25 protein-coding genes are annotated in these 21456 nt (G+C 68.3%); 15 read left to right on the forward strand and 10 right to left on the reverse strand.

What is annotated here, in order from left to right:
• Positions 1-17: 17 nt before the first annotated feature.
• Together WEB29_02355 and WEB29_02360 are read left to right on the forward strand one after the other, a co-directional pair.
• Positions 18-797 carry an SRPBCC domain-containing protein gene (locus WEB29_02355; GenBank protein ID MEX2135791.1) on the forward strand — a complete coding sequence of 260 codons (780 nt, stop codon included), beginning with the start codon at positions 18-20 and terminating at the stop codon, positions 795-797.
• 2 nt (positions 798-799) lie between these two features.
• The gene (locus tag WEB29_02360) at positions 800-1132 is read left to right on the forward strand and encodes a hypothetical protein (protein MEX2135792.1); all 333 of its coding nucleotides are present in this window, start codon (positions 800-802) and stop codon (positions 1130-1132) included.
• A 117-nt stretch (positions 1133-1249) separates the two neighbouring features.
• Here the strand turns inward: WEB29_02360 and WEB29_02365 are convergent, their stop codons facing one another.
• Both WEB29_02365 and WEB29_02370 read right to left on the reverse strand, forming a co-directional pair.
• The gene (locus WEB29_02365) at positions 1250-1741 is read right to left on the reverse strand and encodes a hypothetical protein (GenBank protein ID MEX2135793.1); all 492 of its coding nucleotides are present in this window, start codon (positions 1739-1741) and stop codon (positions 1250-1252) included.
• Positions 1742-1750: 9 nt separating this feature from the next.
• The gene (locus WEB29_02370; protein MEX2135794.1) at positions 1751-2152 is read right to left on the reverse strand and encodes a DUF6220 domain-containing protein; all 402 of its coding nucleotides are present in this window, start codon (positions 2150-2152) and stop codon (positions 1751-1753) included.
• A 65-nt stretch (positions 2153-2217) separates the two neighbouring features.
• Between WEB29_02370 and WEB29_02375 the strand changes: the two genes are divergently transcribed.
• A complete protein-coding gene (locus WEB29_02375; GenBank protein ID MEX2135795.1) occupies positions 2218-2679 on the forward strand; it encodes a Fur family transcriptional regulator in 462 nt (153 codons plus the stop codon).
• A complete protein-coding gene (locus tag WEB29_02380) occupies positions 2676-3599 on the forward strand; it encodes an arginase family protein (protein ID MEX2135796.1) in 924 nt (307 codons plus the stop codon). Before WEB29_02375 ends, WEB29_02380 begins: the two co-directional genes overlap by 4 nt.
• A 4-nt stretch (positions 3600-3603) precedes the next feature.
• Here the strand turns inward: WEB29_02380 and WEB29_02385 are convergent, their stop codons facing one another.
• Genes WEB29_02385 through WEB29_02410 form a run of 6 tightly spaced genes read right to left on the reverse strand, consistent with a single transcriptional unit; the run spans position 3604 to position 8741 of the window.
• The gene (locus WEB29_02385; GenBank protein MEX2135797.1) at positions 3604-4617 is read right to left on the reverse strand and encodes an alpha/beta hydrolase; all 1014 of its coding nucleotides are present in this window, start codon (positions 4615-4617) and stop codon (positions 3604-3606) included.
• A gap of 9 nt (positions 4618-4626) precedes the next feature.
• Positions 4627-5460, reverse strand: coding sequence for an ABC transporter permease (locus tag WEB29_02390; GenBank protein MEX2135798.1), 834 nt, complete (start codon positions 5458-5460; stop codon positions 4627-4629).
• The gene (locus WEB29_02395) at positions 5457-6245 is read right to left on the reverse strand and encodes an ABC transporter permease (GenBank protein ID MEX2135799.1); all 789 of its coding nucleotides are present in this window, start codon (positions 6243-6245) and stop codon (positions 5457-5459) included. Before WEB29_02395 ends, WEB29_02390 begins: the two co-directional genes overlap by 4 nt.
• A gap of 4 nt (positions 6246-6249) precedes the next feature.
• Positions 6250-7287: an ABC transporter ATP-binding protein gene (locus WEB29_02400; protein MEX2135800.1), complete on the reverse strand. Its 1038-nt coding sequence runs from the start codon at positions 7285-7287 to the stop codon at positions 6250-6252.
• On the reverse strand, positions 7287-8282 hold the full coding sequence (gene corA, locus WEB29_02405; protein MEX2135801.1) for a magnesium/cobalt transporter CorA: 996 nt from the start codon (positions 8280-8282) through the stop codon (positions 7287-7289). Before corA ends, WEB29_02400 begins: the two co-directional genes overlap by 1 nt.
• Before the next feature lie 27 nt (positions 8283-8309).
• On the reverse strand, positions 8310-8741 hold the full coding sequence (locus tag WEB29_02410) for a hypothetical protein (GenBank protein ID MEX2135802.1): 432 nt from the start codon (positions 8739-8741) through the stop codon (positions 8310-8312).
• Between the two features lie 87 nt (positions 8742-8828).
• Here WEB29_02410 and WEB29_02415 point away from each other — a divergent pair, with 87 nt between their 5' ends.
• A complete protein-coding gene (locus WEB29_02415) occupies positions 8829-10205 on the forward strand; it encodes a tryptophanase (GenBank protein ID MEX2135803.1) in 1377 nt (458 codons plus the stop codon).
• 3 nt (positions 10206-10208) lie between these two features.
• On the opposite strand, the gene WEB29_02420 is transcribed toward WEB29_02415, so the two are convergent.
• Positions 10209-11237: a molybdopterin-dependent oxidoreductase gene (locus WEB29_02420; protein ID MEX2135804.1), complete on the reverse strand. Its 1029-nt coding sequence runs from the start codon at positions 11235-11237 to the stop codon at positions 10209-10211.
• Between the two features lie 117 nt (positions 11238-11354).
• Between WEB29_02420 and WEB29_02425 the strand changes: the two genes are divergently transcribed.
• From WEB29_02425 to WEB29_02435, 3 genes are all read left to right on the forward strand, one after another.
• A complete protein-coding gene (locus WEB29_02425; protein ID MEX2135805.1) occupies positions 11355-12089 on the forward strand; it encodes a rhomboid family intramembrane serine protease in 735 nt (244 codons plus the stop codon).
• A complete protein-coding gene (locus WEB29_02430) occupies positions 12086-12907 on the forward strand; it encodes an oxygenase MpaB family protein (protein ID MEX2135806.1) in 822 nt (273 codons plus the stop codon). The genes WEB29_02425 and WEB29_02430 overlap by 4 nt, the downstream gene beginning before the upstream one ends.
• A gap of 87 nt (positions 12908-12994) precedes the next feature.
• Positions 12995-14815: a heme o synthase gene (locus tag WEB29_02435; GenBank protein MEX2135807.1), complete on the forward strand. Its 1821-nt coding sequence runs from the start codon at positions 12995-12997 to the stop codon at positions 14813-14815.
• 3 nt (positions 14816-14818) lie between these two features.
• On the opposite strand, the gene WEB29_02440 is transcribed toward WEB29_02435, so the two are convergent.
• Positions 14819-15775, reverse strand: a complete 957-nt coding sequence (locus WEB29_02440) for a cytochrome c oxidase assembly protein (GenBank protein ID MEX2135808.1) — start codon at positions 15773-15775, stop codon at positions 14819-14821.
• Between the two features lie 78 nt (positions 15776-15853).
• Between WEB29_02440 and WEB29_02445 the strand changes: the two genes are divergently transcribed.
• The 7 genes from WEB29_02445 (at position 15854) to WEB29_02475 (ending at position 21455) form a co-directional block, all read left to right on the forward strand.
• Positions 15854-16750, forward strand: coding sequence for a hypothetical protein (locus tag WEB29_02445; protein MEX2135809.1), 897 nt, complete (start codon positions 15854-15856; stop codon positions 16748-16750).
• A gap of 179 nt (positions 16751-16929) precedes the next feature.
• Positions 16930-17997 (forward strand): cytochrome c oxidase subunit II, encoded by a 1068-nt coding sequence (gene coxB, locus WEB29_02450; protein MEX2135810.1) that lies wholly within the window; start codon positions 16930-16932, stop codon positions 17995-17997.
• A 21-nt stretch (positions 17998-18018) separates the two neighbouring features.
• A complete protein-coding gene (ctaD, locus tag WEB29_02455) occupies positions 18019-19671 on the forward strand; it encodes a cytochrome c oxidase subunit I (GenBank protein ID MEX2135811.1) in 1653 nt (550 codons plus the stop codon).
• Positions 19668-20291, forward strand: coding sequence for a cytochrome c oxidase subunit 3 (locus tag WEB29_02460; protein ID MEX2135812.1), 624 nt, complete (start codon positions 19668-19670; stop codon positions 20289-20291). The genes ctaD and WEB29_02460 overlap by 4 nt, the downstream gene beginning before the upstream one ends.
• A 12-nt stretch (positions 20292-20303) precedes the next feature.
• Complete coding sequence (locus WEB29_02465) at positions 20304-20651, forward strand: hypothetical protein (GenBank protein MEX2135813.1); 348 nt, start codon at positions 20304-20306, stop codon at positions 20649-20651.
• Between the two features lie 7 nt (positions 20652-20658).
• Positions 20659-21240, forward strand: a complete 582-nt coding sequence (locus tag WEB29_02470; protein MEX2135814.1) for a TlpA disulfide reductase family protein — start codon at positions 20659-20661, stop codon at positions 21238-21240.
• A gap of 5 nt (positions 21241-21245) precedes the next feature.
• Positions 21246-21455 carry a hypothetical protein gene (locus tag WEB29_02475; GenBank protein ID MEX2135815.1) on the forward strand — a complete coding sequence of 70 codons (210 nt, stop codon included), beginning with the start codon at positions 21246-21248 and terminating at the stop codon, positions 21453-21455.
• The last annotated feature ends 1 nt before the right edge of the window (position 21456 follow it).

Genomic DNA, 21456 nt, shown 5'->3' on the forward strand with positions numbered 1-21456 from the left:
TCACATATAGTCCACCCATGGACGAGGAAGTCTTCCGAGCCCTTGCCGACCCCAGCCGGCGTGCCCTCCTCGACGCGCTTCGCGAACGCGACGGGCAGGCGCTCTCGGAACTGGAAGCGGCCCTACCGGGGATGACCCGCTTCGGTGTCATGAAGCACCTGCGCGTGCTCGCCGACGCCGGGCTGATCACGACCCGTCGTGACGGACGCCGGAAGCTTCATTTCCTCAACGCCGTGCCCATCCGGCTCATCTACGACCGCTGGGTGAGCAAATACACCGAGCCCTGGGCGGCGGCACTCACCGGCCTGAAGCACGAATTGGAGACACCGATGGAAAAGGTCTACGAGATCTACATCAAGACCACACCCGAGCGCCTGTGGCAGGCGATCACCGACCCCGATCAGCGGGCGAAGTACAACTTCGGCTCTCGCCAGACCTCCGACTGGACGCCTGGGTCCCGGTTCGAGGCCAGCCATCCCGCCTCACCGACGCTCCTCGGCGAGGGCGAGAACCTCGAGGTCGACCCGCCGCGGCGCCTCGTGCAGAGCATGCGAGCGCTCTGGAGCGAGGAGGTCAAGGACGAGGGCTTCTCGAGGGTCACCTGGGAGATCGAGCCGGTCGGCGACTCGTGCCGCCTGGTGGTCACGCATGATCAGCTGCGCGAAGGCGCTAACGAAGAGCTCTACGGCGGCTGGCCGATGATTCTCTCCGGCCTGAAGACCTGGCTGGAGACCGGTGAGCTGCTCACCACGCCCGGATCGCTGATGTACGCCGAGCCCGCGGAATCGGCTGGCTGACGATGACCGCTGACGATCGTATCCAGCTTCGTCACCCCGACCCGAGCAAGAAGACGGCCCGCCTGGCACCCGACACGTACGCGGTTGCCCGGCGGACCGTCCTCGAAATCGTGCCGGCCAGGGAGCCCGGGATCACTCTCAACGCCTACCTCGAGGCGATGGCGACGCAGCTCCCGAAGGCCGAGGGCTGGGACCGCTCACTCTCCGCGAGCTGGTACGCCATGGCCATGAAGCTCGACCTCGAGGCACGGGGCGAGCTCGAGCGAGTCAAGGCGAGGCCGCCGCAGCGACTCGTCCGCACAGGCCCCGCCGGAGGCACCGATGACCGCGCCTGAGAACGTCTACCAGGTCGAGTTCGCCACCACGCCGGAACGCCTGTGGAGGGCGCTCACCGACCGGGAGGAGACACGCAGACGGGGTCAGTGGCGACGGCCGCCATGTAGCGGCGATCCCTAGAAGGGCTTGAACACCATCAGGTACAGGATGGCGACCAGGCCGATGCCTCCGACCGTCGCGAGCTCGATGGCCCGCGGCGATGCCAGCAAAGCGGCCAGCGCCGCCGGGTCCGCCGGCGGCGGCTCCGTCCCCTTCTTGTCGTAGAGGCCGATGCTCCCGACCGCATGGCGCATCGCGTCGTGATACATCGTGCCGCGGAAGCTCATGTAGCCCCACAGCAGGACCAGGATCGCGAGCGATACCCAGATCCAGCGCTGGCCCCAGTAGTCGCCGACGAAGCCGGCGGCGATGCCGGTCGCAAGCAGGAAGATGACGGCGATGGCCGCGATCGCCACCGCCAGCTTCGACAGGTCGAGCAGCGCCGTGACGCGCGTCGGGTCCGCCTCGCTGCGGACCCGGAGGGCCACGAACATGTTGACCCCGTGTGCCAGCACGAAGACGAATGCGCCCAGAATGTGCGAGAAGACGAGCCACGGCTGCCAGTCCATCGGACCCTCCTACGGTTGCTGCTGGGCCAGGGTCGGCGCCGGCTCTCGCACCAGGTGCCAGGCCTTGAGGCCGATCGTGAACGCCAGCCAGAAGATGATGAGCGCCAGGACCGGGTGCAGCGCGGCTGCCCACGGCAGGTCGGCGCGCACGCTGGGCAGGATCGGCTGGATGAACTGGACCAGCAAGAGCGCGGTGGTCCACCACAGCATCTTCCGCCCGACCCGACCGATCGCGGCCGCGATCAGCAACAGGACCGGTACGAGGTGCAGGATCCATCCCAGGCCGATGTGGGGCTCGAAATCCATCGCGACCCCGAACAGGCCGGTCCCCGCCAGGAAGACCTGCACCAGGATTCCGGCCAGGTAGATCCAGACCAGCGCGAGGAACAGCCAACGGGCTCCGGACACCATCTCGAACCACCCTCCAGCACAGACGATCAGGGTCTCGGGGAACGCGGGCAGATAATACTGTGCCCATGTCCAGTGCCACGCCCCTTCCCGAACCCTGGGCCAGCGTTCGTCAACGGCTCCGTGAGCGCGGGTTGCGCTGGACCCCTCAGCGGCGCGCCGTGGTCGAGGCGCTGGCGGGGAGCGATGGGCACATCACTGGGACCGAGCTGATCGAACGCTGCCGTGCAATCGATCCGGCCACTATCCCGTCGACCGTGTATCGCACGCTGGATGTGCTCGAGGAGCTCGGCCTGGTGCAGCACGGGCATGGTGCCGACGGGCGGGAAGAGTTTCACGTTGGACCCGAAGGGGTGCACGGCCACCTGCATTGCGCCACCTGCGGGGGCCGCTGGGAGATTCGAGCCGGCGCCGCGCGGGCGATCATCGACGGCCTGCGCTCATCCGACGGGTTCGAGGTCGACCTCTCGCACGTGACCGTGGTCGGCCGATGTGCCGACTGTGCAGCGGCTGCCGCGGCTGGCACGTGAGCGACACGACCTTCCTGGGCCTGCCCGCCATGGGAGCCGAGCAGGCTGGCGGCGAACAGCCTAGGGTCGCGATCCTGGGGATCCCGTTCGGGGTGCCGTACCCGTCGCCTGGCCACACGGCCGGCTGCGCCGATGCACCGCAGGCCATCCGCGCTCGTTCCCGGCGCCTCGCCAACTTCGCCGATCACCACGACTTCGACCTCGATGCGCCGATGCTGGTCGGATCGCCTCCGCTGCACATCATGGATGCGGGCGACGTGGATGGCACGGCAGGGGACGGGGCGGGCAACGCGACGCGCGCCGAGTCAGCGGTTCGATCGCTGTTGGCGTCAGGCGCGATCCCGATCGTGCTGGGTGGCGACGATTCCGTCCCGATCCCGGTCCTGCGTGCCTACGCCGGCGGCAACCGACTCACCGTGCTGCAGGTTGATGCGCACCTCGACTTTCGCGACGAGGTCGCCGGCGTGCGGGACGGCTACTCCTCGACGATGCGCCGTGCGGCCGAGATGGACCACGTGGGACGGATCGTGCAGGTCGGGCTGCGCGGAGTCGGCAGCGCCCGCACCTCGGACGTGGCCGCTGCGCGCGCTGCCGGGAACCTGCTCGTCACCGCCCGCGAGCTGCGCGCGCGGGGGGCGGAATGGCTGCTCGGGGAGCTGCCGCTCGGCGCGCCGCTCTTCATCGTCTTCGACCTCGACGGACTCGATCCCTCGGTTGCGCCGGCGGTGAGTGGGGCCTCGCCCGGTGGACTCTCCTACGACGAAGCGGCGGACCTGATCGGCGGCGTGGCGGAACGCTGCACTGTCGTTGGCGCAGCCTTCACCGAGCTTGTGCCGGCGCTCGACGTCAACGGGATATCGGCCCTGGTGGTGGTGAGGATGGTGATGCGCCTGCTCGCCGGCCTCGACCGCAACCGGTGAGAGCCTAGCCGTCGACGAGGGTGCGGCTGAAGAAGTTCAGCATCCAGGCCGAAAAGTCGTCGCGGCACACCCAGACGGGCATGCCGGCCGGAGTGTTGTGGCCCGCCCCCTCGCACCAGTGCAGCTCGATCTCCACTCCCGCCGCAAGGGCATCGTCGTGGAAGGCCTGCGTGCGCGCCGGCAGATCCTCGGTGTCCGCGGTCCCGTGCGACAGCAGGACAGGCAGCCGGGTCAGCTCCGGGATCGCGTCCTGGGCATCCACCGAGCCGAGGTCGATGCCGAAGCGGAGCTGTGCAGCCAGGAAGACCGCCCAGGTGCCTGGGTAGGCCGGGTGGCCGGCGTGCTGCAGCCGCTGCTCGACCTGGTAGCGCATCCGGGTGTGCATCGAGTCGAGCGCCAGCGCCTCGACCCGTGGGTCGTCTACCACCTCGGCGACGGCGGTGGCGGCGCCCATCGAGTTGCCGAGCACCCCGATGTTGGTTGGATGCTTGGTCCGCTCCAGCCAGTCGATCATCGCGCGCAGGTCCTTCTGCTCGAGGACGCCGGCAGTGGTCTGGTCGCCGCTGCTGCGGTGGGTGTTGCGCATGTCGAAGGCGACCAGGTTGAAGGCTCCGTGCAGCCCTTCGCCGTACTCGAGGATGCCGGTCTTGGTTGCCCCGAAGCCGTGCACCAGGACCACCGTCGGCGCCGTCGGACCCGCTCCATCGGCCGAGGGGATGTACCAGCCGGCGAGGCGGATCCCGTCTTCGGTGACGACCTCGTCGCCGGCAAGCGTGCCGGTGTAGGTGCAGTTCTTCTGATCGGTGTTGCGCGTCGCCAGGAGCGCGTCATCGGCGCTGTCGTAGTTGATCGCTTCGTACGTCCACCCGAACAGCTGGTCGGGCGTCCGGCAATCCCGGTGGCTGCCACCCCCCTCCACCAACTGGCGCGAGCCCTCGTAGCCCACGTACGTGGTGTAGGCAAGCCCCGCGACGAGCAACACCCCGAGCAGGCCCAGGATCAGCCTCCGGAATGTCATTACGGGAGGCTATCGCACGTCCAGCGTGGCGTTGCGCCGCGCTGACCGCTCGAGAACGACGAAGAGCGCAAAGGCGGACGCGGCGTAGGCGACCCCGACCAGCGCCTCGATGCCGATTAGCCAGCCGACCTGACCGAGTCCTGCTCCATCCGCCGCCTGGCGGACGGCCTCGACGCCGTGGGTGAAGGGCAGGAGGTTGCCGACCACCTGCATCCAGCCCGGCAGCTCGTTCAGCGGGATGTTCACCCCGCAGAAGAGCAGGATCGCCATGGTGACCAGGTTGGCGCCGAACAGGCCGTCGCGCAGACGGAGCGAGATTGCGCCCTGCAGCGCGCCGATGGCGGTGCACGAGAAGACGGTCACCAGCAATGCGAGCCCCGCCACGAGGATGGATCCGGGCGCGAGCCGCACGCCAAGGAAGACGACCCCCAGTCCAAAGGCATACAGCGACACCAGCAGGCCATTCATGATGAACGGCATGAAGCGACCGGCGAAGACTGCCGCTCGGTTGGCGGGCGTGGCGAGCAGGGCGGGGAGCGTCCCGAACCAGCGCTCGTTGGCGATCGCCATCGTCATACCGAACACGCCTGCCAGCGCCGACACCTGGACCGCGTTGCCGATCGCAAAGTACGCCGGCGACCGGTCGGTGGCGTAGGAGCCCAGCGCGGCGAAGAAGAAGAGTTGGAAGGTCGGGCCGCCGATCACGGTGGGGATGTAGATCGACGGGCGAGCCCAGTTGAAGAGCATCCCGTAGCTCATCCGCCCGCCGTACCAGAAGACGCGCCATGCCGATCGGAGCGTCCCGGGTGCGATGCGCGAGATCGGCGTCGTCAGCGCGGTCATTGCAGCGAAAGGGTTGCGTCGCGCCTGGCCTTGGCCAGCACGAAGACGAGCGTGACGCGGGCGGCGACGTAGTAGACGACGGCCAGGACGAAGCACATCAGGATGGCCAGGATCGGCGGTGCCGTACCGATCGCGGCCCCGCGGATCGCCTCCATCCCCCAGGTCGGCGCCAGCAGCCAGCTGATCGGCTGGACCCAGAACGGGAGCGTTGCGACCGGCACGAGGAGGCCGGCAATGAGCCAGATCGGGTACTCGAGCATGTTGCTGAGCGCATTGGCGTGCCGGTACAGGACGAACGTGGTGGCGATGAGCATGCCCAGCGAGGCGAGCGAGACGATCGCCGCCAGCAGCGACAGCGGCAGGATCAGCGGATAGCTCGCCTGAATCGGCATCCCGAACAGGATGACCCCCCAGGCGAGGGTGGCCACGATCCCGTAGAACCCGAACACCACCGCCCCGAAGGTCTGGCCGACCAGGATGAAGTCGTAGCGCGTGGGAGCGTTGACCAGGAGCTCGAGTGTCCCCTCCCAGCGTTGCCAGGCGATGGCACCGCCGCAGCCGAAGATGGTAGTGCTCCAGACACCCATCATCCCCGCGCCGAGTGCCACATACAGGAGCGTGTGTCCGGCCGTTCCGCCGCCCGACTGGAACAGGAAGAAGGCAAGCGTGGCGAAGATGAGCGGCGCGATGAACGCGTTCAGGATGAAGAACTCGCTGACCAGCAGCATCCGCACGTTGAACCATGTGACGAACCAGACCAAGCGCAGCGTTCGCCCCCAGCTCATCGCACTAACCCACCTGAACAGACGCGGCCCGCGCCGCCCGCGCGTCGTCGTCGCCGGTGGTGGCGATGAGATGAACATAGGCATCCTCGAGGGTCGGCTCGCGGGCGACCACCTTCCCCACCCGCGTGTCGCCGAGGAGCGAGAGGAGGCGCTGGGTGATGTGGGCGCCACGGTCGCTCTGGACGAGGAGGATCTGGCTCTGGTCGCGCTCCTCCACGTTGACGGCGCTGACGTCGTCGTCGCGGCGCAGGCGGTCGATCGCCTCGTCGGTCACGCCGAAGGTCTCGATCTCGACGATGGTCCACTCGGCGATCGCGTCCTTCAGGTCCGCGCCCGTCCCGAGCGCGACGATGCGGCCGGCGTTGATCACCGCGATTCGATCGCAGAGGGCATCGGCCTCGAACATGTAATGGGTGGTCAGGAGCACGGTCTTGCCGGCGTCGACGAGCGACCTCACGGTCTGCCGCAGCTCACGCGCCCCCACCGGATCAAGGCCGATCGAGGGCTCGTCCATGAAGATCACCTCCGGGTCGTGCAAGAGCCCGCGCGCGATGTGGAGGCGTTGGCGCATGCCGCGGCTGTAGCCCTCCACCTTCTCGTTCTCGCGTCCCGTCAGCCCGACGAGCTCCAGCAGGGCGGCGATCCGGCCCTTCTGTTCCGACGGCTCGACTCCGTATAGCTCCGCGAAGTAGCGCAGGTTGTCGAGTCCGCTGACCCGGTCGTACAGCCCGCGGTCCCCGCCGAAGACGTAGCCGATGCGCTGGCGCACGGCGGTCGTATCGCGCACGACGTCGAAGCCCATCACGCTTGCTGTGCCTGAGGTCGGCAACAAGAGCGTGATCAGCATCTTGATCGTCGTCGTCTTGCCGGCTCCGTTCGGCCCCAGCAGGCCGAACAGCTCGCCAGGCCGTACCGCGAAGCTGATGCCCCGCACCGCCTCGACCGTCATCGGCCTGCGGCGCATGACCCCGGTATGAGTCCGGTAGGTGCGCACCAGGTCAATCGCCTCAATGGCCGGAACGTCACCCGCCGCGTCGTGCATCAGAACCAGTCCTTGCGCCTGAAGAAGATGCCAGCGCCGACCATGGCGACCGCCATCACTCCCAGCGCGAAGGGATAGCCGATGGGCCAGCTCAGCTCGGGCATGAAGTCGAAGTTCATGCCGTAGATGCCGGCGATGAGGGTCGGGACCATGAGGATCACGGTAAAGGCGGTGAGTCGCTTCATCACGGCATTGAGGTTGTTGCTGGTGACCGAGAGGTTGGCCTCCAGCGCCGATGCCAGCAGGTCACGCTGCAGGTCGAGCTGGTCGAGCACCCGGATGAGGTGGTCGTACAGGTCCTGAAAGTACGGAGCCGACGCATCGTCGACCAGGGGCAGGTCCCGCCGCAGCAGCGCGTTGGCCACGTCGCGCTGTGGAGAGATGGTGCGCCGCAGCTCGAGCAGCTCGCGCTTCAGACCCAGGATGATGCGCAGCGTGTCGCCGGTCCGTCCCCCCGCCAGGATTCGCTCCTCCAGATCCTCGATCTTGTCGGCGAGTCGATCCAGAAGGGGAAAGAAGCCATCGACGGCGGCATCGAGGATGGCGTACAGCAGCGAGCCCGGCGTCCGGGCGACGGCGTCCGGCCGCTCCCGGAAGCGCCGCTCGACCTCCTCGATGGCCGGCGACGACTGCCATCGGACACTGACGAGGTAGCCAGGTCCCGCGAAGAAGTGGAGCTCACCAAGGTCGAGAAAGCGATCGGCATCGGTCGACTCGAGGACCTCGTAGGTCACGATCATCTGCTGCTCGCCGTAGGTGTCGATCTTCGGGCGCTGCCTGCGCTTCTCGAGGTCCTCCAGGGCCAGCGGATGGACGGAGAACTCCTCGCGGAGCAGCTTCAGGTCATCGGGGGTCGGTGACGCGATGTCGAGCCAGACGACATGCTCGGGCTTCTTCCGCAGGCCATCGATGCTGTCGAAGTCCTTGGCGCTCAGCTCCTGCAGCTCGCCGCCGGGGAGTCGCGCCAGGCAGGTGCGGTTCGACGTCGTGTTCATCGGGCGTGAGTCTACTTGCCGCGGCCTTCAGATCTGCCGCGGGATGAAGGACCAGCGGTGGCCATCCCAGGAGCCATGGAGCAGCTCGCCTGCATCGCTGCGGACGAAGAGGTCGATCCGGTCCGGACCCCAGCTGCAGGCCGCCGGATCCCCGTCGATGCTGACCCCGAGCGACTCCCAGGGTTGCCAGCCGTCCGGCACGTACCAGCGATGCTGGAGCGTCCCGTCGCGCCCTCTCGCGAAGACATCGATCCGATCGGCCCCCCAGCTGCAAGCCGCGGGGCTGCCGGACAGCTCGCCTCCGTGCGCATGGCGCTCGTGCCAGGTGGCTCCGTCCCAGTAGGTGTCCCACATCTGACCATCGCTGCCGATGAAGAAGACCTGTATCTCATCCTCCGCCCAGGTCGTCACCGCCGGGCGCGACCCGACGTCGAGGCCCAACGACTCCCAGTCCTGCATTCGCTCTCCTTTCGGACTCCTGATGGGAGCGCCATGATGGCCCGCCCCCGCCTCCGCCCGCTCCGATGCAGCGCCTATGCTCCCCCCGTGGAGCAGTGGAAGACGATCATCGAGCCGTTCCGGATCAAGAGCGTCGAACCGATCCGCATGACCTCCCTCGAAGAGCGCGAGCGGCACCTCCGCGAGGCCGGGTACAACCTCTTCAACCTGCACGCGGCGGACGTGATCATCGACCTGCTGACCGACTCGGGCACAGGAGCCATGTCGGCCGAGCAGTGGGCGGGGATCCAGCGCGGCGACGAGTCATACGCCGGCTCACCGTCCTGGTTCCGCTTCCTCGAGAGCGTCCAGAGCCTCTTCCCGTTCAAGCACGTCATCCCCACCCACCAGGGCCGCGCCGCGGAGAAGATCCTCTTCTCCGTCATCGGGGGCCCCGGCAAGGCGATCCCCAGCAACACGCACTTTGATACGACACGGGCAAACGTGGAGTTCAGCGGCGCTGAGGCAGTCGACTTCGTGATCGAGGAGGGGCGTCACCCATCGGTCATCCATCCGTTCAAGGGGAACATGGACCTCGACGCCCTGGACGCATTCATCCGCGACCATGGGGTCGCGACCATCCCCGTGGTGATGGTCACCGTCACCAACAACTCGGGCGGCGGGCAGCCGGTCAGCCTCGAGAACCTGCGCGGAGTGCGCGAGATCTGCGACCGATACCACCTGCCACTCTTTCTCGACGCCTGCCGCTTCGCCGAGAACGCCTGGTTCATCAAGCAGCGCGAGGCCGGACAGGCGGACCGATCGATCCCCGACATCGTGCGCGAGATGGCATCCCTGGCCGACGGGATGACGATGTCGGCCAAGAAGGACGCGATCGCGAACATCGGCGGCTGGCTGGCGCTCAACGACGACGGATGGGCCGATGCCGCGCGCAACCTGCTGATCCTGACCGAGGGATTTCCCACGTACGGCGGCCTGGCGGGCCGCGACCTGGAGGCGATCGCGCAGGGGCTGCGCGAGGTGGTGGACGAGGACTACCTGCGCTACCGCATCCGCTCGACGGCCTACCTCGGCGAGGCGCTGGTCGAATCCGGCATCCCGTGCGTGCAGCCGATCGGGGGCCACGCCGTCTACCTGGACGCAGCGGCGCTGCTGCCGCATATCCCTCCGCTGCAGTACCCCGGCCAGGCGCTGGCGATCGCCCTCTACCGAGAAGGTGGAATCCGCGGCTGCGAGATCGGCACGGTGATGTTCGGGATGCACCCCGACGGGACCGAGACCCCCGGACCGATGGAGCTGGTGCGCCTCGCCATCCCACGTCGGGTCTACACCCAGTCGCACATCGACTACGTGATCGAGGTCGTCCGCTCCGTCGCCGCGGACGCCGCCGAGCTGCGCGGCTATCGGATCGCCGAGCAGCCTGCCCAGCTCCGCCATTTCACCGCCCGGTTCGAGCCCGTCTAGCCGTCAGCGCGCCTCGACCTGGCTGACCCACTTCACCCACTCCAGCCCGCGTCGATCCGGAGCCACCAGTCGGCACGGGGCTCCATTGCCGTGTGGCAGCGGCGTGCCGGCCACGGCGGTGGCGAGCAGCGCCGCGCGCGCCTCTCCGAGCGGAAGCTCCGCGTACCAGCCGGTGACCGATCGGATCACCACGCGCGTCGCGCGCCCGCTCACCCCGGCCGCGTACAGGACAGCGTCGAGCGGCACACCTCGCCAGGTCGTGCGCAGCGCCCATCCCGACGTGCAATCCAGGACCGCCTCGCGCTCGACCTCCCCCAGCGATCGGAGGTTCGCGAGTGACAGATCGAGGGGAGCGGCTACAAGGCCGCGAACGGCCAGGCGCCAGGTCGAGGCGTCGATCGCCGCCGTTCCCTCGCCGAAGAAGGTGGTCGCCGGCGGAACGCCGCCGGAGGGCAGCCACCGCGATCCCGTGAATCGGCGCAGCCCGCCCGCCAGCGCATCGAGTGCATTGCTGGCCGCCCAGGCGAGCGCCCCGATCCCTGCCATCGCCACCACCTGCAGCGCTGCGCGCCGCGACAGGACCCTGGCGCGCACCACGCGTTCCTCAGCGGCGGGCCGTGCGCGGCGCCAGATCGGCCGCAATACGCGCCAGCGCCGCGGAAGGAGATGCGCGATCGCGATCGGGACGACTGCCAGCCCGACCAGGACGTGGAAGGTCAGGATCGTCCACGGGCCGATCGACACGATCCTTCCCGAGGCGACCCAGCCAAAGCCTCCAGCCAGCGCCAGCGCGACGGCGACGAAGAGGGCCAGAGAGATGGCGATCGCGCCCCACCGCCCGGCCGCGATCGCTCGTGGAAGGCTGCGCCGCAGCTTGACGACGACCGCGGCGGCGAGCGCCCCGCCGAGGAGGCCGTGGACCACGAATAGCGGAGCTGCGGTCGGCGATCCCGCGCGAAGCGTGACGAGACCGGTGACGACCTGAGCGCCGATCAGGATGGCGAGCAGCCGGTCCAGCGTGGCCGTGCTCATCGGTCCATCTTAGGCGTCCTGGGGTCGGAGACTGGTGAGCGTGCCTGCCCACTCTTGCTGAACGCAATCCTGCCTGGGCTCCGCCTCCCCTGGACCCACCCTCCATACTCCTCACCGATGTTTCCGATCGGTGACGAGAACCTCCCCGGCAGAGGGCTGGCATGGGTCACGGCCGGCCTGATCGCGATCAACGTCGCGGTCTTCATCTTCCTGCAGGAAGCAAGCGCGGATAACTCGTTCACCTACGGCTGGAGCTCGATCGCGCGAGAGATCACCACCGGCGTCGACCTGACCGATGCTGTGCCGGTGGTGATCGGCGGGACCGAGTACCTCATCCCCCAGGCGCCCGGCCCGGATCCGATCTACCTGACGCTCCTGTCGAGCATGTTCATGCACGGCAGCTGGCTCCATCTTGGCGGCAACATGCTCTTCCTCTGGATCTTCGGCGACAACGTCGAGCATCGCGGCGGCCGCTTCCTCTACCTGGTGGCCTACCTGGCTGCCGGCCTCGTGGGCTCGCTCGCGCAGATCCTGAGCGACACCACGTCGCAGATCCCGTCGCTCGGGGCATCGGGCGCCATCTCCGGCGTGCTGGGTGCGTACCTGGTTCTCTTTCCGCGGAACCGCGTGACCGCATTCGTGTTCCGCTTCCTGGTGCAGATCCCGGCGCTGGCGGCCATCGGGATGTGGATCGCGCTGCAGGTGATCTCGAGCCTCGCCGATCCGACGGGGGCGGGTGGGGTGGCCTACATGGCGCACATCGGCGGCTTTACGGCCGGTGTCCTGGCCGGTCTCCTGTTGCGGGCGCGGCCCGATCGCGGTTCTGGTCCCGCCACCGCCGCGTTCTCGTGAGCGGCATCGCCGATCGCGGGCTGTTCGGCCCCGACAGCATCTCCTGGCGGATCGATCGCGAGGTCCTGGTCCTGGCAGGTGGCAGCTGCGCTCTCCTGATGCAGCTCGCTCACCCAGCCGTTGCCGCGGGGGTCGCCGAGCACTCCGACTTTCGAGCCGATCCGTTTGCGCGGCTGCGCCGCACCCTCGCGGCGACGCACGCGGTCGTCTTCGGGACCACGCCGCGCGCCGAGCGCGCGATCCGACGCATGAACGCCATTCATGCATCGGTCGCCGGAGCCGTGCCCGAGACGGGGGAGCCCTACTCGGCGCTCGATCCGGCGCTGCTGCTGTGGGTGCACGCCACGCTCGTGGACACGGCCATCCGTGTCTATGACCGCTTCGTGGCGCCTCTCTCGGCGGACGAGGCGGAGGCCTATCACGCCGAGGCGCGCGAGATCGCCATCCGCCTCGGCGCCTCCGACGCGTCGCTTCCGGGGACGCTGATCGACCTGCGCGCTGAGATGGACCGATTGATCCACGGCGGCGAGGTCAGGGTGACCGCCACCGCTCACAGCCTCGCATCCGCGGTGCTCTACCCGACCCGCTTCCCGCCGCGCCCAGTGTGGGATCTCGCCCACCTCGTCTCGCTCTCGGTGCTGCCGCCCACCATTCGGCGCGGGTACGGCATCACCTGGTCGCGGCGCCGCGATCGCGGGGTCGAGCGGCTCGCATCCGCCAGCAGGCTGCTGCTGCCGTTGGTGCCGGATCTGCTCCGCCATGTCCCTGCGGCCCGATCCGCCGCCCGGCGGCTGACCCGCGCCGGCGCCCCACGGTGACTAGGTGAAGCAGGCTGGGTATGATGCCGGCAGCCCTTTCCCGGCCCCGAAAAGGAACCGCCGTCGCGGCGTGGTTCGAGGACCTCATTGAACCGATTCGCGAAGCTCGCCGTCGCCGCCGCGATCGCAACCTACGTGCTGATCGTCGTCGGCGGGCTGGTGCGCGCCACCGATTCAGGCCTCGGCTGCCCGGATTGGCCGCTCTGCTTCGGCGACTGGGTCCCACCCGCCGACCTGCATGCCTGGATCGAGCACAGCCATCGTCTCGTCGCGGCGCTCGCGGTTGGGCCGCTGGTCGCGGCAGTGGGGCTGATCACCCTGTTCAGTGCGCGGCGCCGCGATCGCCCGCTCCTGGCGGCCGCACTGGTTACGGGCATCCTCGTCATCCTGCAGGCGTGGCTCGGCGGCCAGGTCGTGATCCAGCTACTCCGCGCAGAGTTGGTGACGGCCCATCTGGCGATGGCGCTGACGGTCCTGGCGCTGACGATCGTCATCGCTGATCGCGCCATCAATGGAGCGATGCCGCCAGCAGCCGGCGGGCTGCCGGGCGCGCTGGTGGCGGTCACGGGCCTCGCGGTGTTCGCCCAGATGCTGCTCGGCTCGTGGGTCGCCGGCACGGGCGCCGGCCTTGCATTCCCGGACTTCCCGCTGATGCACGGGCGCCCGTGGCCGTCGACCGCGGCGAACGGAGAGGTCGTCCAGCTCGCGCATCGTGCGCTGGGGGTCGCGGTCGCGCTCTTGGTGGTGTGGACCGCGAGCCGGGTCCGCCGCACCGTCGCAACGCCGCGCACGCGATGGCTCGCGGGCCTCGCCGTGGTATTGGTCCTGGTCCAGATCGCGCTGGGAGCGGCCAACGTGTGGTCACGCCTGTCGGCGCTGTTCGTGGTGCCACACCTCGCCGTCGGGGCCGCCCTGTGGGCCACGATCGTGCTGCTCTACCTGGCGCTCCGACGCTCCCCGGCGCCCGAGGCCTCGACCCAGCGGCCCTCCGCGCTCGACGAGGCAGCGAGCGCCGCCCCATCGTCGAGCCTCGGCGAGTCGCTGCGCGCGTATCTCGCGCTCACCAAGCCGCGCATCATCGAGCTGCTGCTGGTGACGACCATCCCCACCATGGTGCTGGCACAGCGCGGGGTCCCATCGGTGTGGCTGATGGCTGCGGTGGTCCTGGGAGGCTCTCTTGCCGCCGGTGGCGCCAACACCATCAACATGTACCTCGACCGGGACATCGACGACCTGATGCGACGGACCCGGCACCGACCCTTGCCACGCCACGCCGTGACGCCCGGACGCGCCCTGGCCTTCGGGATTGCACTGAGCTTCCTGTCGTTCGTCTGGTTGGCGATCACCGTCAACCTGCTCTCGGCGCTCCTGGCGGCGAGTGCGATCGGCTTCTATGTCTTCGTCTATACCCTGTGGCTGAAGCGATCGACACCGCAGAACATCGTCATCGGTGGCGCGGCCGGCTGCGTTCCGGTCCTCGTCGCCTGGGCAGCGGTGACGGGAACCGTGGAGGTGCCGGCGCTGGTGCTGTTCGCGATCGTCTTCTACTGGACGCCGCCCCATTTCTGGGCGCTGGCCCTCCACTATCGCGGCGACTACGCGGCCGCCAACGTGCCGATGCTGCCGGTGGTGCGTGGCGAGGCCGAGACGGCGCGCCAGATCGTGGTCTACACGATCCTGCTGGTGGTGGTCTCGCTCCTCCTCTTCCCGGCGGCGCGGATGGGGCTCATCTACCTGGTTTCCGCCGTGGTCCTCGGTGCAGGCTTCGTCTGGTATGCGCTGCGGGTCCTGCGCGACACGACCGATGGTCGGGCGGCGATCCGCCTCTTCCGATTCTCGATCAGCTACCTGACGTTGCTGTTCGCGGCCGTGGCCGCCGATTCGTTGCTGCGGCTCGGGCCGGGCTGACGGTCAGTCGGCCGGCGGAGGCAACCCGGCGATTCGGGCATCCTCGCGCGCGTCGGCGCGGGCCGTGCGCCGGTCCTCGGCTCGCACCCAGGCGCCCACCACGAGCCCCATCGCCAGCAGAAAGACGACGTCGCCGCCGACCCACATCAGCATGCCACCCACGCTCTGATCGACAGTCGGGGTCGGCCCCCACGTGCGGAGGTTGGTCAGGTAATGGGGGTAGAGGGCGGCAGGTGCGCTCATCAGGGCGATCCCCAGGAACGAGTTCTGGGGCATGGCCAGGAACAGGTAGAAGAGCCGCACCGGGTGCGGCAGCCGCCATCGGGCAGGGTCGGCGGCCACCACCGGCCACCAGAAGAGGAGCGCGGCACCGAGGAAGGTGACGTGCTGGAGGTCATGCAGCCAGGGGGTCTCGAGGGCCTGGTCGTAGAGTGTGCTGAAGTGCCAGCCCCAGTTGACCGCGGCGAAGAGCACCCACGCCAGCAGCGGGAAAGAGAGCACGGTCACGACCCTGCTGTGCAGCACCGCAAGCAGCGGGCCACGCACCGATGGCGACGCCGCGCGCAGCGCCAGCGTCGCTGGCGCTCCGAGCAGCAGCAGCGGAGCGGCGACCAGCTCGAGCAGCATGTGTTGCAGCATGTGCACGCTGAACAGCGCTCCCTCGTAGGCCTCGATCGGGGAGGTGAGGGCCAGCGCCAGGACAGCCAGGCCGGCGAAGAAGGCGGCGCTTCGCCAGGCGGGATGCGGATGACCGGGGTGCTTGGCGGCCACGCGCCGCAACAGGATCACCCAGGCCGTGGCCGCGATCGCCAGCGGCAGGAGCACGATCGGCTCCAGTCGCCATTCGAGGAGCACCTGCGGAAAGGTGGGCTCCGGTACCGAGCTGCCATGGGCCAATGACGGTGCCGGGATGGCCAAGGCCAGACCTGTCGCGATGAGGGCGCCGAGCCTGCGGTGCATGACCGTCGCATTCTGGACGCCGACGCAGCTGCTCGCAGGTCGGCGGAACCTCCGCGCCCCGTCACGCGTCCGACGCCCATGAAACGAATCGCCCGCCCCGTGCTGCCCGCCGCCCTGGCCCTCTCCCTGCTCGCCGCGTGCTCCTCCGGGTCAGGTGGTTCGAGCGGCCCGATCGCGCACCCATCCGGCGATGACGTGATCCTGCGGGTCGAGTTCGGCGGGGGCATGATTCGCGACTTCCACCTCATCAGCTTTCCCACGTTCACGCTGCTCGGCGATGGCCGCGTCATCGTGCCGGGTGCGCAGATCGACATCTTCCCCCAGCCTGCGCTGCCGGCGGTCAGCGTCCGGAAGCTCACCGAGGACGGCATCCAGACCGTGCTCAAGGAGGTCGCGCGCACTGGCCTCTTCGGCACCAGCGCCGAGTTCCGTGGCGCCGAGAACTTCACGACCGATGCGGGTGACACCATCTTCACGCTGCACGCCGAGGGCAAGGACGTGACGATCACGGTCTACGGGCTCGGGGCGTTCGACGCCCCCGGCAACTACCCCGGCGTCTCGGCGGACGAGCTGGCGGCGAATCAGGCGTTGTCGCGGCTCTCCCAGCAGCTCGGCAACCTCGATGCCATGGTCGCTGCCAGCGCGTGGGCCGACGCCGGCTGGCAACCCTATGAGCCAGAGGCGCTGCGGCTGCTGGTCCGCAACGCGGACGCCGATCCGCCGGACGAGAGTGGAATCGCCAACGCGCTGCTTGACTGGCCGGTCGATTCGGACCCGACCACCTTCGGCGATGCAACGTCCGACGGAGAGCGACGGTGCGGTGTGGTGAGCGGCCAGGAGGCGGAGGACTGGTACGCGGCGCTCGCCGGTGCGAACGGCCTGACTCGCTTCGTGAAGGGCGAGCACAAGTACGAGGTCACGGTCCGCTTCCAGCTGCCGGACGAGCCGTTGGAGTGCCCCATCCCGCCCGTGTGAGCCCCACCTGACCGCGACCGGCGCAGCCGGGGGAGGCTGCGCCGCCCAGGACGCATCGGTACAATACGCCGCGCGTGCCGCCACCCGGGTGGACGTGTCCCGCAAAGGGACCGAGTCGGACGCGGAGCCTCGAGACAAGCCGCGTCCTCGTCCACGATGAGGAGCCTCGAGACGAGCTGATGCCACGACCGATGGCCCGACCGCGGATTCGGGTCCTCCTTCGCGCCGGAGCTTGGCTCGCGCTGGCTCTCCTGGCCGCAGCCTGCGGCATGGTGCCTCCCGAGCCGCACACCGTCGAGGCCAAGGAGGTCTTCTGGCTCTACAACGTGATCCTCGTGATGGGCGGCATCGTCTTCGTCGCCGTCGAGGGCTTCATCGTCTACTCGGTCGTTCGCTATCGCCGTCGCGACGATCGGCTACCGACCCAGGTCCACGGCAACAACCTGGTCGAGCTGATCTGGACCGCGATTCCGACCGTGATCGTGCTCATCCTCTTCGTCCTGTCGACGCTCACCCTCAACTCGATCTCAAAGGCATCCACCCCCGGTGTCACGATCGAGGTGGTGGGCAAGCAGTGGTCGTGGGTCTTCCACTACCTCGACGACGATGGGGATCCGGCGAATGACGTTATCGTCGAGGGCACCGCGCTCAATGGCCTGGTGATGGCCCTTCCAGTCGGGGAGCCGGTGAAGCTCAGGCTGATCTCCAACGACGTCATCCACTCGTTCTTCGTGCCGGCGTTCCTGGTGAAGATCGACGTCGTCCCGCTGCCGGAGGGCAAGCCGCCCAACGAGCTCTCGTTCACGGTCAGCGAGGTGGGGACCTACAGCGGGCAATGCGCGGAATTCTGTGGCCTCCGCCACGCCGACATGACCTTCAGCGTGGAGGCCATGTCGCGCGCCGACTTCGATGCCTGGGTCGCGGCCATTCGCTCCGGTGAGACGCCTGCGCCCTCGGTCCCGGCCGAGGCCACTGTTCTGAAGGTCAGCGCCGATGACACCGCCTTCGACACCAAGGCGCTCGAGGTGGCCGCCGGCCAGACTTTCAAGATCGAATTCGCCAACAACGAGGACGTCGATCACAACGTGGGGATCTGGAAGGGCGGCGAGGAGCTCTTCCGCGGGGAGATCTTCGCCGGCCCCGCGACGAAGACGTATGTCGTCGATGGCCTGACGGCGGGCGAGTACACCTTCATCTGCGACGTCCACCCGCTGCCGGCGATGACCGGCACGCTGACGGTCAAGTAGCGCGAGGCGAGCGAGGAACCGATGGCAACCACGGCCCTGACCCCAACCTCCGAGGGCTACCGCCGTTCGTGGGTGATCGAGTGGTTGACCACGGTCGACCACAAGAAGATCGGGATCCTGTACATCGTAAACTCGTTCGCCTTCTTCTTCGCCGCGGGCATCCTGGCGGTAGTGATGCGCTCAGAGCTGGCGGTGCCGGGACTCCAGTTCCTGGACGAGTCGACCTACAACCAGGCCTTCACGATGCACGGCACGATCATGATCTTCCTGTTCGTGGTGCCGGTCCTGTCCGGCTTCGCGAACTACATCGTGCCGCTCCAGCTGGGCGCGCCCGACATGGCGTTCCCGCGCATCAACGCCCTCAGCTTCTGGTTCCTGCCGCTCGGCGGCCTCCTCATCTTCTCCGGCTACCTGTTCGGTGGTGCGGCGGCGGAGGGCTGGACGCTGTACACCCCACTGAGTGGCAGCACCTACGCGCAGGGGGTGGGGACCGACCTGTGGCTGATCGGGCTGCTGCTGGTGGGCACCGCCTCGATCCTCGGCTCGGTCAACTTCATCGCCACCATCTTCAAGATGCGGGCGCCGGGGATGACCCTCTTCCGGATGCCGATCCTGGTCTGGACGGTGCTGGTGACCGCGACCCTCATCCTGCTCGCCACGCCGGTCTTTGCGGCGGGCATGATCGCCCTCTTCATCGACCGCAACTACGGCGGCAGCTTCTTCGACCCGACCACCGGCGGCAACCCGATCCTGTGGCAGCACCTCTTCTGGTTCTTCGGCCATCCCGAGGTGTACATCGTCATCCTGCCGGCGATGGGCGTGGTGAGCGAGATCCTGCCGGTCTTCACCCGGCGCCCGCTCTTCGGATACCGAGCCTTCGTGTTCGCCACGATCGCCATCGGCCTGCTGAGCTTCAGCGTGTGGGCGCATCACATGTTCACGACCGGGCAGGTCTTCCTGCCGTTCTTCAGCTTCATGACCGCCCTGATCGCGGTGCCCACCGGCGTGAAGATGTTCAACTGGCTGGCGACGCTGTGGCGCGGCTCGATCATCCTGGCCACGCCGATGCTCTTTGCGCTCGGCTTCCTGTCGATGTTCCTGATCGGCGGGATCAGCGGCGTGATGCTCTCCGCCCCGCCGATCGACTTCCACCTGCAGGACACCTACTTCGTGGTCGCGCACCTGCACTACGTCTTCTTTGGCGGCAGCGTCTTCGGTGTCTTTGCGGCGACCTACTACTGGTTCCCCAAGATGACGGGCCGACGCCTGAACGAGCCGCTCGGCAAGGTCCACTTCTGGATGCATTTCATCGGCTTCAACCTCGCCTTCTTCCCGCAGCACATCCTCGGCATCCAGGGGATGCCGCGTCGCGTCGCCGACTACTCACCCGATGCCGGCTGGACGCTGCTGAACCTGGCGTCGACGGCGGGATCGTTCCTGATCGCCGCAAGCGTGCTGCCGTTCCTGGTGAACGTGGTCGCCACCTTCATCAACGGCGAGCGGGTGGGGGACGACCCTTGGGAGGGGAACACGCTGGAATGGGCCACCAGCTCGCCGCCGCCGCCCTACAACTTCGACACGCTGCCGCCGATCCGCAGCGAGCGACCGGTCTTCGACCTTCGTCACAAGCACGACGTCGAGCACGTCACCGCTGCGAAGGTGGAGGACCAGTGACCGTCCAGGTCCCGACCAGCATGAGCGCGGACATCACCACTCACACCGAGCTGGCGCACCGCAAGGCGGGGATGCCGACCCCGCTGGTCGGGATGCTGCTCTTCATCGCCAGCGAGGTGATGTTCTTCGGCGGGCTCTTTGCCTCCTATTTCAACGCCCGCGCGGTCCACATCGGGGAGTGGGGGCCGCCGACCGGGGCGCCGGAGCTGGAGATCCTGCCGATCGCCCTTCCGATCACGATCATCCTGGTGGCTTCGAGCTTCGCGATGCAGTTCGGGGTATGGGCGATCCGTCGCGGCGACCAGCGCGCGATGCGCAACTGGACGCTGCTCACCCTGGTACTGGGGGTGATCTTCCTGATCGGGCAGATCTACGACTACACCACGCTGGGCTTCGGGATCAGCGACGGGGCGTTCGGGACCGTCTTCTACACGCTCACCGGATTCCACGGCGCGCACGTCTTCGGCGGGGCGGTCGGTCTCACCATCCTGGCGGCGCGAGCGTCCCAGGGCCAGTTCAGCAAGCAGAACCACGTGGCGGTCGAGGCGATCAGCTTCTACTGGCATTTCGTGGACGTGGTCTGGATTGCCCTCTTCAGCACGCTGTACTTCCTGCGTTAGGAGGCTGATCGAGTGACGGACGCCGCCTTCGGATATCTGCTGTTGGCGATCGGCATCACCTTCGTGCTGGGCGTCGTGTACGCCATCACCAGCCACGTCAGCGTTTCCACGGTGAGGCCCAGGCCGCCGCGTGGCGTCCATCTGCCGAACCCGAGCGCGCTGCCCGTGATCCTGGCCGTGGGCGGGGCGCTGCTGGGCGCCGGCCTTGCATTCCGCACCGACGACCAACTCGCCAATCCCTTCCTGGCGATCCCCGGCCTGCTCATCTTCCTGTACGCAGTGGTGGCCTGGGTGCGTGCTGCCGGCCGCGAGTGGGACGAGGTCGAGCGCGGGCCGCATGATGACACCGCCGGGCATTGACGCGTCCATGACTGCTACGACCGGCGAACCGATCGGCCGAGCCGCGCGGCGGGGCGGCGCGGGTCGCCTTCCGCGCTGGTATTACGCCGCCGCAGCGATCGCTCCATTCCTGATCCTCGCCGTCTGGGGCACGGTCCTGTTGGCCGGGCGCGCCCCCGCGCTGGCCCGGGTCGGCGAGCCGGCACCGGCGTTTGTGCTAGCCGATCTCGACGGGAATCCGCTGAGCCTCAGCGACCTGCGCGGACGCCCGGTGATCGTCAACTTCTGGGCGAGCGACTGCGCTCCGTGCATCGATGAGTTCCCGCTGCTGTCGTCAACAGTCGCGGCCCACAAGGACGACGGGCTGGCGGTGGTGGGGATCGTGGTCGGCGATACCTCGGAGGCGGCGCGCGACTTCCTGGCGCGCATGGGAGCGACCTGGCCATCGGCGATGGACCCCGGCGACGCGGTCGCCAGGCAATACGGCATCATCGGGCCACCCGACTCCTTCTTCATCAACCGCGACGGGATCGTGGTGAGCCGCCGCATCGGCCCGCTCAACGCTGCCGAGATGGAGCGCAGGCTGGCAGGCATCCTGGGAGAGGAGTGATGGTCATGGAACCGAACGTCCCGGCCACGGCGGAGGAGACGGGGCTGGTGCTCGACACGACCCACGATCTGCATGGCGATCACCTCGACCCGCAGGTCCAGGTCGTGCGCCAGAACGTCCGTGTCGCCCTCCTGCCGCTCGCGATCATTGCGTTCACCCTGATCGCGTTCATCGCGGCGGCGTGGACCTTCCTGACCGCCCTGCCGCCATCCTGAC

The organism is Chloroflexota bacterium (assembly GCA_040902225.1).
Classification (GTDB): Bacteria; Chloroflexota; Limnocylindria; order QHBO01; family QHBO01; genus CF-167.

Excerpts from the sequence above, each read along its gene's own strand:
- WEB29_02355 (MEX2135791.1), top strand. The coding sequence starts at position 18 with ATGGACGAGGAAGTCTTCCGAGCCCTTGCCGACCCCAGCCGGCGTGCC.
- WEB29_02360 (MEX2135792.1), top strand. The coding sequence starts at position 800 with ATGACCGCTGACGATCGTATCCAGCTTCGTCACCCCGACCCGAGCAAG.
- WEB29_02365 (MEX2135793.1), bottom strand. The coding sequence starts at position 1,741 with ATGGACTGGCAGCCGTGGCTCGTCTTCTCGCACATTCTGGGCGCATTC.
- WEB29_02370 (MEX2135794.1), bottom strand. The coding sequence starts at position 2,152 with ATGGTGTCCGGAGCCCGTTGGCTGTTCCTCGCGCTGGTCTGGATCTAC.
- WEB29_02375 (MEX2135795.1), top strand. The coding sequence starts at position 2,218 with ATGTCCAGTGCCACGCCCCTTCCCGAACCCTGGGCCAGCGTTCGTCAA.
- WEB29_02385 (MEX2135797.1), bottom strand. The coding sequence starts at position 4,617 with ATGACATTCCGGAGGCTGATCCTGGGCCTGCTCGGGGTGTTGCTCGTC.
- WEB29_02390 (MEX2135798.1), bottom strand. The coding sequence starts at position 5,460 with ATGACCGCGCTGACGACGCCGATCTCGCGCATCGCACCCGGGACGCTC.
- WEB29_02395 (MEX2135799.1), bottom strand. The coding sequence starts at position 6,245 with ATGAGCTGGGGGCGAACGCTGCGCTTGGTCTGGTTCGTCACATGGTTC.
- WEB29_02400 (MEX2135800.1), bottom strand. The coding sequence starts at position 7,287 with ATGCACGACGCGGCGGGTGACGTTCCGGCCATTGAGGCGATTGACCTG.
- corA (MEX2135801.1), bottom strand. The coding sequence starts at position 8,282 with ATGAACACGACGTCGAACCGCACCTGCCTGGCGCGACTCCCCGGCGGC.
- WEB29_02410 (MEX2135802.1), bottom strand. The coding sequence starts at position 8,741 with ATGCAGGACTGGGAGTCGTTGGGCCTCGACGTCGGGTCGCGCCCGGCG.
- WEB29_02420 (MEX2135804.1), bottom strand. The coding sequence starts at position 11,237 with ATGAGCACGGCCACGCTGGACCGGCTGCTCGCCATCCTGATCGGCGCT.
- WEB29_02425 (MEX2135805.1), top strand. The coding sequence starts at position 11,355 with ATGTTTCCGATCGGTGACGAGAACCTCCCCGGCAGAGGGCTGGCATGG.
- WEB29_02440 (MEX2135808.1), bottom strand. The coding sequence starts at position 15,775 with ATGCACCGCAGGCTCGGCGCCCTCATCGCGACAGGTCTGGCCTTGGCC.
- WEB29_02445 (MEX2135809.1), top strand. The coding sequence starts at position 15,854 with ATGAAACGAATCGCCCGCCCCGTGCTGCCCGCCGCCCTGGCCCTCTCC.
- coxB (MEX2135810.1), top strand. The coding sequence starts at position 16,930 with ATGCCACGACCGATGGCCCGACCGCGGATTCGGGTCCTCCTTCGCGCC.
- ctaD (MEX2135811.1), top strand. The coding sequence starts at position 18,019 with ATGGCAACCACGGCCCTGACCCCAACCTCCGAGGGCTACCGCCGTTCG.
- WEB29_02470 (MEX2135814.1), top strand. The coding sequence starts at position 20,659 with ATGACTGCTACGACCGGCGAACCGATCGGCCGAGCCGCGCGGCGGGGC.
- WEB29_02475 (MEX2135815.1), top strand. The coding sequence starts at position 21,246 with ATGGAACCGAACGTCCCGGCCACGGCGGAGGAGACGGGGCTGGTGCTC.